15 protein-coding genes and 2 tRNA genes are annotated in these 15964 nt (G+C 56.1%); 9 read left to right on the top strand and 8 right to left on the bottom strand.

Going from position 1 to position 15964, the window contains the following annotated elements; genetic code table 11:
• The first annotated feature begins 74 nt into the window (after positions 1-74).
• The 4 genes from CK620_RS10385 to CK620_RS10370 all read left to right on the top strand — a co-directional run bounded on the left by CK620_RS10385 (position 75) and on the right by CK620_RS10370 (position 3585).
• On the top strand, positions 75-2252 hold the full coding sequence (locus tag CK620_RS10385) for an excinuclease ABC subunit UvrC (RefSeq protein ID WP_095550232.1): 2178 nt from the start codon (positions 75-77) through the stop codon (positions 2250-2252).
• Between the two features lie 111 nt (positions 2253-2363).
• Entirely contained in the window at positions 2364-2933 is a 570-nt protein-coding gene (gene pgsA / locus CK620_RS10380) for a CDP-diacylglycerol--glycerol-3-phosphate 3-phosphatidyltransferase (protein ID WP_095550231.1), read from the top strand.
• A gap of 290 nt (positions 2934-3223) precedes the next feature.
• Positions 3224-3496: an HU family DNA-binding protein gene (locus CK620_RS10375; protein ID WP_095538367.1), complete on the top strand. Its 273-nt coding sequence runs from the start codon at positions 3224-3226 to the stop codon at positions 3494-3496.
• 13 nt (positions 3497-3509) lie between these two features.
• Positions 3510-3585, top strand: a tRNA-Val gene (locus CK620_RS10370).
• Between the two features lie 329 nt (positions 3586-3914).
• Here the strand turns inward: CK620_RS10370 and CK620_RS10365 are convergent.
• The 8 genes from CK620_RS10365 to CK620_RS10340 all read right to left on the bottom strand — a co-directional run bounded on the left by CK620_RS10365 (position 3915) and on the right by CK620_RS10340 (position 10222).
• The gene (locus CK620_RS10365; protein WP_095550230.1) at positions 3915-4427 is read right to left on the bottom strand and encodes a tetratricopeptide repeat protein; all 513 of its coding nucleotides are present in this window, start codon (positions 4425-4427) and stop codon (positions 3915-3917) included.
• Between the two features lie 139 nt (positions 4428-4566).
• Positions 4567-4914 (bottom strand): hypothetical protein, encoded by a 348-nt coding sequence (locus CK620_RS13880; protein ID WP_143326060.1) that lies wholly within the window; start codon positions 4912-4914, stop codon positions 4567-4569.
• A 173-nt stretch (positions 4915-5087) separates the two neighbouring features.
• Positions 5088-5396, bottom strand: coding sequence for a hypothetical protein (locus CK620_RS13875; protein WP_143326058.1), 309 nt, complete (start codon positions 5394-5396; stop codon positions 5088-5090).
• A 103-nt stretch (positions 5397-5499) separates the two neighbouring features.
• Positions 5500-6093 carry a hypothetical protein gene (locus CK620_RS13870; RefSeq protein ID WP_143326056.1) on the bottom strand — a complete coding sequence of 198 codons (594 nt, stop codon included), beginning with the start codon at positions 6091-6093 and terminating at the stop codon, positions 5500-5502.
• Positions 6094-7403: 1310 nt separating this feature from the next.
• The gene (locus CK620_RS13865; protein ID WP_143326052.1) at positions 7404-7877 is read right to left on the bottom strand and encodes a hypothetical protein; all 474 of its coding nucleotides are present in this window, start codon (positions 7875-7877) and stop codon (positions 7404-7406) included.
• Between the two features lie 242 nt (positions 7878-8119).
• Complete coding sequence (locus tag CK620_RS10345) at positions 8120-8548, bottom strand: hypothetical protein (protein ID WP_095550226.1); 429 nt, start codon at positions 8546-8548, stop codon at positions 8120-8122.
• An 80-nt stretch (positions 8549-8628) separates the two neighbouring features.
• On the bottom strand, positions 8629-9738 hold the full coding sequence (locus CK620_RS13860; protein WP_143326050.1) for a hypothetical protein: 1110 nt from the start codon (positions 9736-9738) through the stop codon (positions 8629-8631).
• A 408-nt stretch (positions 9739-10146) separates the two neighbouring features.
• Positions 10147-10222: transfer RNA gene (locus CK620_RS10340), tRNA-Gly, on the bottom strand.
• Between the two features lie 327 nt (positions 10223-10549).
• Between CK620_RS10340 and CK620_RS10335 the strand changes: the two genes are divergently transcribed.
• The 5 genes from CK620_RS10335 to CK620_RS10310 all read left to right on the top strand — a co-directional run bounded on the left by CK620_RS10335 (position 10550) and on the right by CK620_RS10310 (position 15891).
• Positions 10550-10978, top strand: a complete 429-nt coding sequence (locus CK620_RS10335) for an RNA-binding S4 domain-containing protein (protein WP_095543443.1) — start codon at positions 10550-10552, stop codon at positions 10976-10978.
• 236 nt (positions 10979-11214) lie between these two features.
• Positions 11215-11775 (top strand): hypothetical protein, encoded by a 561-nt coding sequence (locus tag CK620_RS14090; protein ID WP_179290628.1) that lies wholly within the window; start codon positions 11215-11217, stop codon positions 11773-11775.
• 385 nt (positions 11776-12160) lie between these two features.
• A complete protein-coding gene (gene miaB, locus CK620_RS10320) occupies positions 12161-13510 on the top strand; it encodes a tRNA (N6-isopentenyl adenosine(37)-C2)-methylthiotransferase MiaB (RefSeq protein WP_095550224.1) in 1350 nt (449 codons plus the stop codon).
• Complete coding sequence (locus CK620_RS10315) at positions 13510-14637, top strand: metallophosphoesterase (protein ID WP_095550223.1); 1128 nt, start codon at positions 13510-13512, stop codon at positions 14635-14637. Before miaB ends, CK620_RS10315 begins: the two co-directional genes overlap by 1 nt.
• 186 nt (positions 14638-14823) lie before the next feature.
• Positions 14824-15891, top strand: coding sequence for an OmpA family protein (locus tag CK620_RS10310; RefSeq protein WP_143326047.1), 1068 nt, complete (start codon positions 14824-14826; stop codon positions 15889-15891).
• The last annotated feature ends 73 nt before the right edge of the window (positions 15892-15964 follow it).

Below are 15964 nucleotides of genomic sequence, written 5' to 3'. Positions count from 1 at the left end.
CCGTGCGAACCCTCCTGCAGCCCTTCCCGCATGGGCACACACTGGCCTGCCGACGCTCCAATTACCCCTATACGATGGACCAGACACCCGCACCGCCGCCAGACCAACCCCAGGCGGCTGCCGCCCAGCCCACGCGCCAGGCGCTGCTGCGGCAGGCTCAAAGCCTGCCGGGCCTGCCGGGCGTGTACCGTTTCTTCGATGCACGCGAGCAGCTGCTGTACGTGGGCAAGGCCAAAAGCCTGAAAAAGCGCGTCAGCAGCTACTTTCAGAAAGAGCATGGCGGCACGCGCATCGGCCACATGGTGGGCCAGATTGCGAGGCTGCAAACCACCGTGGTGCGTTCCGAGGCCGAGGCCCTGCTGCTGGAAAACAACCTCATCAAGACGCAGCACCCCAAGTACAACATCCTGTTTCGTGACGACAAGAGCTACCCCTATCTGAAAATTTCCGGGCACAGCCAGGCGCGCGGCCAAACGCGCAGCGCGGCTGCGCAAGGCGCGCAGGGGGAGGCAGCGCAACCGCTGCAGGCGCAAGACTTCCCGCGCATCAGCTACTACCGCGGCGGCACGGATCGCCGGCACCACTACTTCGGCCCCTACCCCAACGCCTGGGCCGTCAAGGAAACCATCGAGCTGCTGCAGCGCGTGTTCCTGCTGCGCACCTGCGAGGACACGGTGTTCGCCCACCGCACCCGCCCCTGCCTGTTGCACCAGATCAAGCGCTGCTCAGCGCCCTGCGTTGGCCTGATCAGCGCCCAGGCCTACCAGGCCGACGTACAGCAGGCCCAGGCCCTGCTGGGCGGCCAGGCCGATGCGCTGGTGCAGCAACTGCAGCAGCGCATGATGCAGCACGCCCAGCAGCTCGAATACGAGCAGGCGGCCGCCGTGCGCGATCGCATCGCCTCGCTCTCGACCGTGCTGCAGCAACAGGCCGTGGAAACCATGGGCGATGCCGACGTGGACATCATCGCCGTGCAACGCCAGGGCGGCAAAGCCTGCGTCAACCTGGCCATGGTGCGCGGCGGCCGCCACCTGGGCGATCGCGCCTACTTCCCCTCCCAGCTGGAGGCCGCGCTGGCTCTGCACGATGACGCCGATGCCGATGGCGCCGAAACGGCCGACATTGACATGCCGGAGAGCGCCGCACCTCACAATGCAGCCCCAGACACTGCCCCCCCAGCCACGGCCGACGATGCCGCATCAGGCTCCGCTCCAGAAACCAGTGTGGATGCCTTGGCAACGGACAGCGCCGAGCAAGCCATCCTCGCGGCCTTCATCGCCCAACACTATCTGAACTACCCGGCACCAGCGCTGCTGATCACCAGCCACCCGGTCGCGCCACAGCTGCTGGCCCTGCTGCGCCAGCAAGGCCAGCGCACGCTGCGCAACGTGGTGCAGCCACGCGGCCAGCGCAAGGCCTGGCTGGAAATGGCGCAAAAAAATGCCCAGCTGCAACTGGCGCGCCTGCTGGGCGAGGAAGGCTCGCAAAAAGCCCGCACCCGAGCCCTGGCGCAGGCCCTGGGGCTGGCGCTGGACGAAGCCCAGCTCGACGACTGGCGCATCGAATGCTTTGACATCTCGCACACCGCTGGCGAAGCCACGCAAGCCTCCTGCGTCGTCTTCCAGCAGCATCGCATGCAAAGCAGCGCCTACCGGCGCTACCACATCAAGGGCATCACCGGCGGCGACGACTACGCTGCCATGCGCCAGGTGCTCACGCGGCGCTACGGCAAACTCGCCCCGGCCCAGGCTCAGCCACTGGCGGCCGATGCCGACGCGGCCGCCAGCGCCGGCATGGCGCGCCTGCCCGACCTGGTACTCATCGACGGCGGCCGCGGCCAGGTGGCCGCAGCGCGCACAGTCTTCGAGCAACTGGGCCTGAACCCCAGCCTGCTGGTGGGCGTGGAAAAAGGCGCCGGGCGCAAGGTCGGCCTGGAAGAGCTGGTCTTTGCCGATGGCCGCCCCAAGCTCAGCCTGCCGCCCAGCAGCGCCGCGCTGATGCTGGTGGCGCAAATCCGCGACGAGGCGCACCGCTTCGCCATCACCGGCATGCGCGCCCAGCGCGCCCGCGTGCGCACCGGCGGCAGCCGCCTGGAAGACATCCCAGGCATCGGCCCCAAGCGCCGCGCCCGCCTGCTGCAACGCTTTGGCGGCGTGCAAGGCGTGGCCCAGGCCAGCGTGGAGGACTTGATGACCGTCGACGGCATTTCCAGCGAGCTGGCGCAAAGCATCTACCACACGCTGCGCGGATAGAGCGGGCCGCCCCAGGGCCTGCAAGCCAAGCGCATGCACCAAAGCCACTGATAATACGCAGCCATTCGATGCCACAGCACTGCTCAAGATCGATTGGCGCGCCCATTCACCATGTCATTGACCCTCCCCACCCTGCTGACCTTGAGCCGGATCGCGGCAATCCCCGGCATCGTGCTGGTGTTCTACCTGCCCACAGGTATCACGCAGGCCAACACCATCGCCGCCGCGCTGTTCGTGCTCTTTGCCCTGACCGATTGGCTAGACGGCTATCTGGCGCGCCGCCTGGGCCAGACATCGGCCTTTGGCGCCTTTCTCGACCCCGTGGCCGACAAGTTCCTGGTCTGCTCCACCGTGCTGCTGCTGGTGCACCTGCAGCGCATCGACGTCTTCGTCGCCCTGATCATCATCGGCCGCGAGATCGCCATCTCCGCCCTGCGCGAATGGATGGCCCAGATCGGCGCGGCCGCCAGCGTCGCCGTGCATATGCTGGGCAAACTCAAAACCTCGCTGCAAATGCTGGCCATCCCCTTTCTGCTCTACGACGGCCTGCTGCCGCCGGGCTGGCACAGCCGGCTGCCCGGCCAAATCCTGCTGTGGATGGCCGCCGGCCTGACCATCTGGTCCATGGTCTACTACATGCGCAAGGCCTCTTTGGCCATCCGCACCCGCCTGGGGCAGTAGAATCCGCCCCGCAAACCGGGCAGGCCAGCCCATCACACTGCGATGTGGCAGGGTTAATCCCAGGCTGGCGGGCCCGTCCCATGCTTGACACAGAGATAGGGGCATTGCTCTAATCGCCGCTTTCGGCATCCGGCCGGGCAGCGCGGTCACTGCATGGCATGTAAAAGCCACGCGCGTCTGAGAGCCTTTGCCACGCTGCAACCAGTGCACCAGCGTGCAGCGCCACAATCAATCAACGTCCGCCATCCGACCCGGCCCGGCGGTTTTCATTTCATCCAGAGAGGCATACCGTGAACAAAACAGAACTGGTCGAACACATCGCCGCCCAGGCAGACATCTCCAAAGCTGCCGCCGCCCGCGCGCTGGAAGCCACCATCGGCGCCATCAAGACCACCCTGAAAAAAGGCGGCACCGTGTCGGTCATCGGCTTCGGCACCTTCGAAGTCTCCAAGCGCGCCGCCCGCAAAGGCCGCAACCCGCAAACCGGCGAGAGCATCAAGATCAAAGCCGCCAAAGTGCCCAAGTTCCGCGCCGGAAAAGCCCTCAAAGATGCTGTAAAATGAGCGCTTTGCGGTGGGGTGCTTAGCTCAGTTGGTAGAGCGGCGCCCTTACAAGGCGTAGGTCAGCGGTTCGACCCCGTTAGCACCCACCAACACCCACCCGATCTCAACAAAAAAGGACTTGGATTTTCTCCAAGTCCTTTTTTATTGTCCATTCGCGGGTTGGAAAGGCAATCCAGCAGTCCTCTCACAGCCCGGGCTTTGGCGCGAATCAGCCCCAACTCTCGCAGCCAGGCGCGCAGCCCGGGCCTTGCACAGTGCCCACAAGATACAAGGCACCAACGAGCCAGCCAACCTGCCTCAGCCCAGTCTCACAAGCGCCACAACCGCAAACCCCCAACAGGCAGGATCGAGTCCGAAGTTCTAGCACAGCCTGACTCTGGCTTGCACTCGATGGTCATGGCCCGCCCTGAACATTCACTCATGGTCGATGGTGGGCGCCCTTCCCAATTTTCTGGGTGATGACGCTCATCATTTTCTTGGCCTTATCGGAAAGCCCCTCCCCCTTCTTGGCAATCAACTCGTATTCCTTACGCGCCAAATCCAATTTTCCTTGATCAAAAAGCGCATTTGCAAGATTGAATCTAAGACCACTATTTTCAGGTCTTATCAAGAGCCCCTTCCTGAAAAATCTCTCCGCCATCTTGCACCTACCCATTTCGCCATACACATTTCCAACGGCCATCAAGGCATCGACATCCCCAGGCCATGATTTCAGCGACCGCTTAAAGGCTTTGATGGCCAGCGCATGATCTCCACTCTTCAGAAAAATACTACCCAGTACATACCAAGAATGATTTGCATCAAATCTATAAACGCCCTTCAACCCAAACCCTTCTTCCAGCATCATGCTTTTAACAGCCAAAGCGTACTTTCCATCACCAATCATCCTATAGATCAAATCCATTTCTTTGTTGTAACCAACCTCATCCATTTTTGCCTCACAACGATAACTCTCAAATCATGATGCAAACCAATCCACAATCACCCAAAACCCAGAGATTAAAAATTCACAACACACCAGCAAAAAATCCATCACTTGGCAAAAATACAACCCTCATCAACAACACCCATCAATCATCCAAATCAATCAAAAAGTTCACATCAGCCACAACCTCATCATCCTCATCCAAATAACGCTCAAACCAATTATGATGCCGAATCAATCTATCAGGAATAAAATCAATGCCACCACAGCTTTTCTTACAGCATAAACTCTTGTTTGACTCAGCCAGATCAAAAACTACCACAGGATATCTTGAAACCAACCCATCATCAGCAACATAAATAAACATCAAGCCGTCAGCATTCATAAAAAAGCCCAAATACTTACAATAACCACCATAAACCAACCCAAAATCATAAAAATCACCACTCAACCATTCCGAGTAAAGTTTGAGTGAATCAAGCCCCATCAACATGAATTCATTCTCAATGAACCTTGCTCTATTTCTCACTTCGCACCTCCTCCGCCACTTAAAACAAACGCACACCCTATCAACACCCCTTATTGAAATTGACTTTTATAATCTACCCCTCTCAAATTACAAAATTATTTTATGACAGCATCTTAAAGCGCTCACCCTACATCACCTCATGATCGACTTTCAGAAAACCCAACATGCAAAGCCATGTATCTAAGAATTGGAGCCAGATGGATAAACATAATAGAGCAAACCGCCTCCTCACCCTCCAACATTTTTCTTAAAAAATAAATATCATCAAACAATTGACCGACAGCACACCCCTCAGGCTCCCTTTTAAGATCATACCGCTCATTCTCATGAATATCCCAATAAAAATCCTCATTCAAAACAAATTCAGAACAACCCATTTGCTCAAATTCATCGAATATCTTATTAGCCATTTCGCGCAATTCGCTGATCTTGATTCCATCTTGCATCTCTCATACTCTCCATCCCAACCCATGAAGGTTCAATCCAATTTTTCATCGATACAACACAATCCATCCAATCAACCCACATGACCCCAAAAACCAAACCCCATTACAACCCCGTCTCCGACCTCTTTAGCCTAAATGCAGAAAAATCCTTGGCCTCCACAAAAAAATCAAACAACAACACCTCAAACCCCAAATCAATCAGCCTATCAGCCAGAGAAAACACCAATGCAGTTGACCTCCCCTTACCAATTTCTAATTGAGCAAGCTCCAAAAACTCCCCATCCCCAATAAAAACAAGTCCCTGCCCACCCAAAACAAAAAACTTCAAAACATCAATACAAGCAGATGAATCAAATCGACACTTTGCGACAAAAATCAGCCATCCATCAACCGAAAAAATATATTCGTCAACCACCTCAAATTCATCAATATCAAAATATCTCCCCATCAACTTGGAAAAACAGCTTCGTCTATTGACAGAATTATCATAAAGCATAAAAGGAAAAACCAAAAATGCAGTACCAACTCCACAAAAACAATCAAATTGTTTCTCGCAAAAATATGCTTCATGACTCAACGGGATGCCATCTCCCCACAACCTAACCTCACGCACGTCGCATTCGCAAGAAAGCCTTAGCGTCTCTCGACTCAAATTCAACTCTCGAACCCCGAGAAGTTCAAGAAACTCAATATTCACGACTACTCCTTGCAAATCAACGACAAACCAAATATTGCACCGCACAAAAATACAATCTGATTTACAGCAATTCAGTCAAAAGCATACAAGATCTCGAAAAAAGCCATCACTAAACATTTTTTATTCACATCAACCTGACAGCGACTGCAAAAACCATGAAATTCCAGCAACTATTAACTTTTAACTCACCCATTCAACGAAAAATGAACACAGACTCGCTGAAACATTCTCTCTGAATCAATCAATTATTAATGAGCAAACATTCCCATCATAAGGCGCAACTACTGGATATCATACTTTTTTGCAAATCTCGATACAACCACCGCCATCACATGCAAAACAAAATAAGACAGGGCTACACAGGCAAGACAAATCAACAAGCAAACAAAAAACTCCTTTTGTCGGAAAATGAATGAAACAACCAACATCAACAGGAGAAAGAACCACTCGACAAACAAAAGCAAATCCACAGCAGGAGCATGCTTCTTGCTTCTCATCAGATAAAGATAAGCTCTGACTGGAACCCACATATTCCAAAAAGATTTCAGGACCACAAAAAATCCAGCCATTTTAAATAAAATCATCCACACACCCTTACAAGAAACAAATCCTCCAGCCAACCAGACATTTCAAATCGCAATCCCCGACATATTTCAGGCTCATGTTGCTTCGAAAGAAATTTCGCCATCGTCAGCAGCTGCTCACAATTAATTCTCAAGCAGACCAATATCAGCATCGTAACGAAGGATCTTCGTCACTTCTCTACAGGATACACGCCTGCGAGAAACCCCATCCACCTTAGCCCGAGAAGGCGCTTATCCCATCTTGATTTTTTTGGAAATTATGCACCCTTATTAAAGCAAGACAAAAGCCATCGCAATCCAAAAAATCATCAATATTTTCAATATCCAAACAAGATTAATCATCATTATGATGATTTCAGATTTCTCACAACGCCTTTGCAACAGCAATCGAAATTTATGCATGCTTCTATCCAAACCCACGTCTAGCGGCCCAGGCTTGCCAAGCCTGACATAAAGATCAGGAAAATCCCTGCGGATGGCAGCACAAACATAGAAATCCACAGCTGTCTGAAAAACAGCAATGGCAATAAAAATTATTAAAAAATAAAAATTTTCATAGCATTCAATCACAGTAATCTTCAGGTATTTTTTTCACAAAGATCGCCCCAAGAGTTCGCTCAAACGTTCTATCCAATGAAACCCTTCAACCAATCTCAGCCTCTCAATTCAGCACACATAGATTGTCTTTACAAGTCCGTCTGGCGCACCACCTGAAAACACTTTGCATTACGGCATTGGGGCATAGTCAAAAATCCACGGGGCAGCCAAGTAGATATCCGCTTTTTGCATCAATGACAAAAATTCCACAGCCTGTGAAGCCTGCCTTTGCATTTCTGGTAAAAGATCTTCCCATAGTACATCTTCATGGGTTGTCATCTCAATATAAAAATCCAGCAAATCATTTTTCGTCAACTTTCCTTCAATATATCTAAGAAACAAAAAACCCTCAAAGCAACTTTTATACTCAGCACGAGAACAATTTTTTTGCAAATCTTCTGCCAAATCGCCATTAACTTCATCAAACAAGGAATACCTTCCCTCTTTGCTCTTTATCAACGACAGGCAAACCAACCATGGTTTTGGAACTTCGCACTGAAGAATCAAACCATCCGCCCATGACACAATTTCGTTGTATGAAAAATATTCCGCCTGAAGTGCGTCGTATAAAAAACAGCAAAACCTCTCCAAGAAATCATTCATCCCCACACTCCCAATGACTACTTACCTTGCAAAAATATTCAATGACTAAAGCTCTCCACACCAATAAGAACCCCCCACCCGATTTTCCACAAAAAGAAACCAACCAAGTATCTCAGCTTATCTATCAGAGCTATTTTATTCATCTCTAAAACAATCCCCAAAAAAACATAATTCATAAAACAAGCATGCATTAAAATTTTGAGAAAATTTAGGAAAAGCCGGGCAGGCAGTTTTCACAGCAATCAGGAAATCATTCTTTTCATAGTCGCTGCGCGCTCCGTAGTAATTCCAACATAGACCTTATCTCTTTCATACAAAGAAAATATATATTCAATCAGAAATTCTTCGTCAAAGCCATCCACAATCAGTCTTTGCCTCATACCAAAAGGATAATTTTCAACCCCATAAACATCAATCAAGAATCTTTCCAATTCAGGAGCATCAATGTCATAACAACAAAAATGTTGATTGCCCCCAAACACCTTCCCCACAAAATCCTCAACCTCCAAGCAGCTTTCAGAAATCATTGAAAACCTTACGTCCGGCCCATCCAAATACTCTGAATCAACCCACACCTTAACAGCAAATCTCTTCATCATCGCCTTTGAAAGTCTTATCAACAAAACCCAGCCTCTGACATCTAGATACTTTGTCAAACCCTCAACCTGCATGACATCCGGCTCAAATCAAAATTTCTAGAAACCCATTCAAAATCAGAGCCATTACCTCACTCCTCTTGAATAGAAACCGATCAATTCCCTAGCGATTCACGCAACGATCTTGAAAACTCTTCCACCAGCCCTTCAAAATAGCCAGGCTCAAGCAAAAAATCATACAGCAAACCATCAATCGGACTTAAGCATATAAGCCTTTGTTTTTTAACCAATCCATCGTCAAATAAAATTGCAGGATATTTTTCAGAATACGACGAAGGAAAACATTCATTGAGATGGAAGAGCTTCTTCATTTTATAAAGAAGAGCTGATAGAGTCTCCGCAGCATCGCCTTTTTGTTCGTTTTTAGACACACTTCCATAAACAAATTCAAATAGTTTCGAAGATGAACTTCCATCCAAAAAACCCATGACTCTTTTATCTCTATTTTTCGAGAATTCATTTAATTTACTCCCCAACTCCAGCAAACTCACCCGCTTACCATAATCACCAATTTCAATTTCTCTAAATTTAATACAAAAGCCTCCGACAGCGCCATCCCTGCTGGCAATTTTATATTTGATCTTCAAATCACCCAACCCAATTTCTCTTTCTATTTTTGTCTTTTTTATGCTTTCCTTTTTTATTGATTCACTTTCTTTGTAAGCCCTATATGGCAAGGACTCAACAAAAGAAGAGGAAAAATCGCAGATCAATTCTTCAAAATATCCAAAATCAAGCAAGATTTCGTGCGGCACCCTATCTCTCCAAGCACCCCAAATAAATCTTTGCTTCTTCATTGAAAGATCATTGAATAAAATTCCAAAGAATTTATCCAAAAAAGAATAAGACAGATGATCGTCCAAATGAAATATCTTACCCATACGATAAAGATCGAGTAATGGCGGGCTTTCGCAGCTTTCACACCTTCCATCTGGAGTGATGAATGTCATTATTTGGAAGTAAATAAAATTGAGCAAGCTTTCTTTTGACTCACCATCCAAAAATCCAATGAATCTTTTGCTGCCTTTTTGCGAGAAGTCATTCAGCCAGTCGTGCACATCGTTCAGGTTGACAACATCATCATAGTCGCCAATCTCCACCCCGTCATGCATAAAGCAAATATTCCCGCAAAGAAAATCCATGCTACTTATTATTTTATATTTGATCTTCAGCGGGCCTGGGCCAATGATTTTCTCGACATTCATATTATCAACCAAAATATTCGTGCGCGAATGCTGACACACGGAGTTAAAAATATATTTTTATATCGTAGAAGCGTGCGGCAGCGTCATTAATGGCAGGATCATTTTCTCCCGTCGGACCACTGTAGCTCAAGAGCTCTGGTACGAATAGTTGTAGATGACGATGCGATTGGAAAGACCCGGTGGACCACTTGGACTGTAGTGGCCCGTATGTCAATCGCAGTCGCGCAGCGGGTGTGGGGCCAGTGGTTGCTTCCCGCATCCCAATGACGAAGTCTCGCCGCGCGCAGGCATTGCATTCAGTGGCCCAAATGCGCAAGGGAGTGGAGGCGAAAAAAAAGGAGCCAAATGGCTCCTTCTTGATAAGATCGCGCGCCCTGCTGGGGCGCGCAAGATGAAATTTTTGAAATTTGGAGCGGGAAACCGGTCTCGAACCGGCGACCTCAACCTTGGCAAGGTTGCGCTCTACCAACTGAGCTATTCCCGCATAATCCTCTAAAGCGCTTGCTTTGTCGGAAAGCGCGCATTCTAGCACAGGTTTTTGCCGTGGCGGGCAAGCTGCCGCACAATGCGCGCCTTCATGTGGAGCCTGCATCTGGGGCCTCTACCATCGCTGCGCACATTGCGCACACCCTCAGCGCTGCCACGCAGCAAGCAGCGCTGCACGCACCCTCACAATCATTGTTCAAGGCTTGCCAAGTCTCTTCGCCCCATGGCCCAGCAGAAAACCGCCCGCACGTCCAAACTTGCCCGCCAGCACAGTGGCAGCCCGCGCTCGCAGGCAGGGGGCCAAGATGCCGAACCCCGCCAGAGTATGCGGCTGGACAAGTGGCTGTGGTGCGCGCGCTTTTTCAAGACCCGCTCTTTGGCTGTCGAGCAAATTGACAAGGGGCGGGTGATGGTCAATGGCGTGGCAGCCAAGCCGGCGCGTGAGGTGCATATTGATGATGTGCTGTGCATCGGCCATGGCCCACAGCAGCGGGTGGTGCGCATTTTGGCCTTGAGTCAGCAGCGCGGCCCTGCGCCCCAGGCGCAGCTGCTGTATGAAGAAACAGCCGAGAGCGTTGCCGCGCGCGAGCGCCAGGCGCAGTTGCGCCAGCTGGCGCCAGAGCCAGCCAGCGGGCTGCGCCATGGCCGGCCGACCAAGAAAAGCCGGCGCGAGCTGGACCAGCTGCAGCAGCATTGGGGGCGCACGCCTGCAGCCCTGGATGCACGCTGGTCTGCCAGGCTGAGCGATGAATGACGGCCACGCCTGCTGCCGGAGCAAGCTACCGAGGCAGCGTCTGCTGCGCCTATCCAACACGCTCCCCAGGGCCGTGACGCCGCCGGCCCCTGCCCCTACAATCACAGGCTGATTGCGCCGCTAGGCCTCGCCCGACTGGTTCTGCCCGGCGGTGATTGCCGCGCACCACGTGGCCCGGCCTGTGGCCCATCACCAGCAATATCCGCCCCACCCCCATCAGCCTCTGGATACACACCATGAACCGCTGTTCCCGCCCCCACGCCATCCGCAGCCCCCGCGCAGCGTCTTGGCTGATTGCGCTGTCCTTGTTGTCTGCCGCAGCCCTGCTGGCCGCCCCAGCGGCCCAGGCGCAGCATGCCCCTTTGCAAACGGGGCACAGCCCCCAAGCCGCCCGCACCTTCCCCCAATCTGCGCTGTACGGCACGTTGGTCATCATGGATGCCTCATCGGCGCGGCTCAATGGCAAGCGCATTGGCCTGGCCCCTGGCTTGCGCCTTTACAACCAGCACCATCACATCGTGCCCGCAGCGCAACTGGCCGGTCAGCGCCTGCGCGTGCGCTATCAGGTGGAAGTGGCCACCGGCATGGTGCAGACTGCCTGGGTGCTGCGCGATGCGGAGATGCCGCCCCGGCGCTTGTTCGGCCTGTTCGGGCCGGCCACGCAGGATCCGCACGAGGTGCAGCCCGGGCCGCTGGGCGTGGGCACGGCCAAAAATGCGCTGCGCCCGGCCTCGGCCAGTGGCGCGCACAGCGGCTACGGCACCATCACTGGCCACGGCACGGCCACGATGCGCTGAGCACGCCAGCTGGCGCACCCTGTTGAGGGTCGAGCGCTTTGCCGCATCCCTTCCCGGGCGGCATCATGGCGGGCTCGCCCCTTCCCCCGGCCTAAAGCCCGCATGCCCCATTGCGCGCAAGCGTCCGGCCATCCACTGCCCCACAGTCAAGCGCCGCGCGCATCCTCATGGATGACTGGCGCTGACTTCAGCAGTCTGACAGCGCCACCCTGGCCCTGCCCCAAATCGCCGCCCCCGATCCACGCCCGCTGACACCGGGGCTGATCCCGTTCCGCATCCGACGCATTCATTGCCCAGGCTCGCGGCTTGGGCCCGCTGCTGAGAGCCCCCATTCGGGGGATCGCCCGATCGGAAAAGCGCTCATTACCTGTTCCATTGCCTTGCCATGAAAAAGAAAATCTTCATCAAAACCTTTGGCTGCCAGATGAACGAGTACGACTCGGACAAGATGGCCGACGTCATGCACGAAGCCCAGGGCTACGAAAAAACCGATCGGATGGAAGACGCCGATCTGATCCTGTTCAACACCTGCTCGGTGCGCGAGAAGGCGCAGGAGAAAGTCTTTAGCGACCTGGGCCGCGCACGCCTGCTGAAAAAGCCTGGCGCCAAAATCGGCGTGGGCGGCTGCGTGGCCAGCCAGGAGGGCGAGGAAATCATCCGCCGCGCGCCCTATGTGGACGTGGTGTTCGGCCCGCAAACCCTGCACCGCCTGCCGCAGCTGCTGGCCGAGCGCGAAGTGCAGGCCCGCCCTCAGGTGGATATTTCCTTCCCCGAAATCGAGAAGTTCGACCACCTGCCGCCCGCGCGCGTGGAAGGCGCCACGGCCTTTGTCTCCATCATGGAGGGGTGCAGCAAATATTGCAGCTACTGCGTCGTGCCCTACACGCGCGGCGAGGAAGTCAGCCGCCCGTTCGAGGACGTGCTGATCGAAGTGGCCGATCTGGCCAGCCAGGGCGTGAAAGAAATCAACCTGCTGGGCCAGAACGTCAACGCCTACCGCGGCCCCATGGGCGAGAGCGGCGAGATCGCCGACTTTGCCCTGCTGCTGGAATACGTGGCCGAAATCCCCGGCATCGAGCGCATCCGCTACACCACCAGCCACCCCAACGAATTCACGCCCCGGCTGATCGCCGCCTACGAAAAAATCGACAAGCTGGTCGATCACCTGCACCTGCCCGTGCAGCACGGCTCGGACCGCATCCTCATGGCCATGAAGCGCGGCTACACCGCCATGGAATACAAAAGCACCGTGCGCAAGCTGCGCGCCATCCGCCCCGATCTGGCCATGAGCAGCGACTTCATCGTCGGCTTTCCCGGCGAAACCGAGCAAGACTTTGCCAAGCTGATGAAACTCATCGACGACATCGGCTTTGACAACAGCTTCTCCTTCATCTACAGCCCGCGCCCGGGCACGCCCGCGGCCAATCTGCACGACGACACGCCGCACGAAGTCAAGCTCCAGCGCCTGCAAACCGTGCAGGCGGCCATCAACGCCAACATCCAGCGCATCAGCCAAGAGCGCGTGGGCAGCGTGCAGCGCCTGCTCATCGAAGGGCGCTCCAAGCGCGACGCCAGCGAGCTGATGGGCCGCACCGAATGCAACCGCGTCGTCAACTTCCCCGCCCCGCAGGGCGTGGACAGCGCCGCGCTCATCGGCCAAATGCTGGACGTGCGCATCACCGAAGCCATGACCTACACCCTGCGCGGCCAGGCCCTGGTCGAGGAGCACGCCTGATGGCCCAAGCCCCAACCCCCAACCCCATCGACACCCCAACCGCCCCCGCCGCGCCAACGCCCAGCCTGGTGGGCCGCCTGCCAAGTGGCCCGCTGGACATCGTTGGCGACGTGCACGGCGAATGGGATGCCCTGCAAGCCCTGCTCACGCACCTGGGCTACGACCGCCAGGGCCGCCACCCGCAAGGCCGCACCCTCGTGTTCGTGGGCGATTTGTGCGACCGTGGCCCCAACACCCCGGCCGTGCTCGACTGGTTTGGCGAGGTTTATGAAGCCGGGCGCTGCGCCGCCGTGCTGGGCAATCACGAAGTCAACCTCATCCGCGAAGACGCCAAGGACGGCGCGGGCTGGTACTTCGACGCGCGCACCGAGCGCGACCGCGCCAAATACGCCCCCTTCGTCATCGCCTCGCCCGCCCAGCGCGAGCGCCACGCCGCGCTGTGCAACCGCCTGCCCGTGGCGCTGGAGCGCGAAGACCTGCGCGTGGTGCACGCCGCCTGGCAGGCCGCGCCCATCGCCGCCGCGCGCGGCTTTGCCCTGGGCACGGCGCGCCGCCAGTACGACCGTTTCGAAGAACAAGCGGCCGAACAGGCGCGCAGCGGCTCGCTGCAACGCCGCATCCAGCAAGAGCGCGCCGCTTGGCCGCATGACCTGGAAGATGGCCGGCACCAGCCACCGCTGCTGCGCGCGCACGGCGAGCGCGAGCTGCTCAAGCAAACCCACAATCCCCTCAAAATCCTCACCACCGGCGTCGAAGCAGCCGCCGCCCAGCCCTTTTACGCAGGCGGCAAATGGCGCTTCACCGACCGCCAACCCTGGTGGAACGCCTACGACGAGGCCACGCCGGTGGTCATCGGCCACTACTGGCGGCTCTTTGACGCCCCCGGCCCCGGCGCGCACGCCGAAAGCGCGCTGTTCGCCGGCATCCCCGGCAACGCCTGGCACGGCAAGCGCGGCAACGTCTTTTGCGTGGACTTCTCCGCCGGCGCGCGCTGGAGCGAGCGCCTGCAAGGCCAGCACGACCCGCGTCAAAGCCGCTTTCACCTCGCCGCCCTGCGCTGGCCGGAGAAAACCCTGGTCTTTGACACCGGCGAGAGCTGGGCGACCGTGGCCGCGCCTGCCCTATAACGCCCCTCCCCAATCAAGGCTTGTTCACACCATGCAACGCGATCTCCTTACATCGTGTGAACAGGCCTGGCCCCCACCCTGCGCATACAATGCGCGCTGCCATGCCGCCTGGCGCCAGTGCGCCGGCCTGTTCATTACTTTCACCAGCGCTCAGCGCCTGCCGCCCGCAGCGCCAAGGACAACACCATGACCCAGGAAAACGACAAGGATTCGCGCATTGCACTGTTTCTCGTCTTCACCCTCATCGGCCTGATCGTCGCGGGCGTGCTGTGGTTTGCCACGGCCGGCGCGCTCAAGCGCAGCAAACCCGTTGTTGAGCAGCCTGTGGTTCAGCCGCAGGCCACCCATGCCTCCGTCGGCCCTGGCGGCGCAACAGTCGTGCCAGGCACCCTCGCTTCGGTCAGCCCGGGCAGCGCCCCTGTGGCCGTTGCGGGAGATACCCCAAGAGTCGAGCTGACTGGCTCCATGGCCACCTTCCTGTTCGCGCAAGACAGCGCCGCCGCACCTGGCAGCGCACAGGCCGGGCCTATCCTGGCCCCGCTGCTGGAGCGCCTGCGCGCAGGCGGCAAGCTGCACATCCTGCCGTTCAATGGCACCCAATCCCACACAGCAACCAATGCCCTGCTGCCCAAGCAGCGTGGCCACCAGGTGTATGAGCTGCTGCGCAGCCTGGGCGTGCCCGCATCGCAGCTGCTGCTGGCCGAAGTGCAAAGCGACCCCCTGAGCGCCGACTGGCTGCAGGCCCAGCGCGTGGAAGTGGTGGTACTGCCCCAGCCAGCCCCCGCCAGCGCCGACTCCCCAGCAACGCCTGTCGCCCCTGCGCCCACTCCCGTAAACCCTGTGCCAGCGCCCATCGCCGACGTACAGACCCCCTCGCCTACCGTACAGCCGCCTGTGGCCCAGCCCAGCAGCACGGCCCAGGATGGCCCGCGCGTGGCCGTCGAAGGCGGCGTGGTCAAGTTCTACTTTGGCGTGGCCAGCGATGCTCTGGCCGATGGCGCTGCCCAGGCGCTGGCCGAAGTGGTCACCGCCGTGGCTGCAGGGCAAAGCGCAGTGATTTCCGGCTACACCGACCCCACGGGCAATGCCGCCTTCAATGAAGAGCTGGCCAAGAAGCGCGCCCAGGCCGTGCAGCGCACGCTGCTTGAGCTGGGCGTGCCCCAGGAGCGCATCACCCTGGAGAAGCCTCAGTCTCACACAGGCAGCGGCGACAACGCCGAAGCCCGTCGCGTCGAGGTACGGCTCGCCCCCTGAACGCCGCAACTTCAACCTCCACCCAACCCAAACGCCGCGCAATGCCTGTTGTGCGGCGTTTTTTCTTGTCACA

It is taken from the genome of Vandammella animalimorsus, from assembly GCF_002285285.1.
Lineage (GTDB): Bacteria > Pseudomonadota > Gammaproteobacteria > Burkholderiales > Burkholderiaceae_C > Lampropedia > Lampropedia animalimorsus.
This window is presented reverse-complemented; position numbering and strand designations above follow the sequence as displayed.

What these genes read in the sequence shown, in the direction of transcription:
- miaB (WP_095550224.1), top strand. Translation starts at nt 12,161, where the DNA reads ATGAAAAAGAAAATCTTCATCAAAACCTTTGGCTGCCAGATGAACGAG.
- CK620_RS13880 (WP_143326060.1), bottom strand. Translation starts at nt 4,914, where the DNA reads ATGTTGATGGGGCTTGATTCACTCAAACTTTACTCGGAATGGTTGAGT.
- CK620_RS10345 (WP_095550226.1), bottom strand. Translation starts at nt 8,548, where the DNA reads ATGCAGGTTGAGGGTTTGACAAAGTATCTAGATGTCAGAGGCTGGGTT.
- CK620_RS10315 (WP_095550223.1), top strand. Translation starts at nt 13,510, where the DNA reads ATGGCCCAAGCCCCAACCCCCAACCCCATCGACACCCCAACCGCCCCC.
- CK620_RS10335 (WP_095543443.1), top strand. Translation starts at nt 10,550, where the DNA reads ATGCGGCTGGACAAGTGGCTGTGGTGCGCGCGCTTTTTCAAGACCCGC.
- CK620_RS10385 (WP_095550232.1), top strand. Translation starts at nt 75, where the DNA reads ATGGACCAGACACCCGCACCGCCGCCAGACCAACCCCAGGCGGCTGCC.
- CK620_RS13875 (WP_143326058.1), bottom strand. Translation starts at nt 5,396, where the DNA reads ATGCAAGATGGAATCAAGATCAGCGAATTGCGCGAAATGGCTAATAAG.
- CK620_RS13865 (WP_143326052.1), bottom strand. Translation starts at nt 7,877, where the DNA reads ATGAATGATTTCTTGGAGAGGTTTTGCTGTTTTTTATACGACGCACTT.
- CK620_RS10365 (WP_095550230.1), bottom strand. Translation starts at nt 4,427, where the DNA reads ATGGATGAGGTTGGTTACAACAAAGAAATGGATTTGATCTATAGGATG.
- CK620_RS10310 (WP_143326047.1), top strand. Translation starts at nt 14,824, where the DNA reads ATGACCCAGGAAAACGACAAGGATTCGCGCATTGCACTGTTTCTCGTC.
- CK620_RS13860 (WP_143326050.1), bottom strand. Translation starts at nt 9,738, where the DNA reads ATGAATGTCGAGAAAATCATTGGCCCAGGCCCGCTGAAGATCAAATAT.
- CK620_RS14090 (WP_179290628.1), top strand. Translation starts at nt 11,215, where the DNA reads ATGAACCGCTGTTCCCGCCCCCACGCCATCCGCAGCCCCCGCGCAGCG.
- pgsA (WP_095550231.1), top strand. Translation starts at nt 2,364, where the DNA reads ATGTCATTGACCCTCCCCACCCTGCTGACCTTGAGCCGGATCGCGGCA.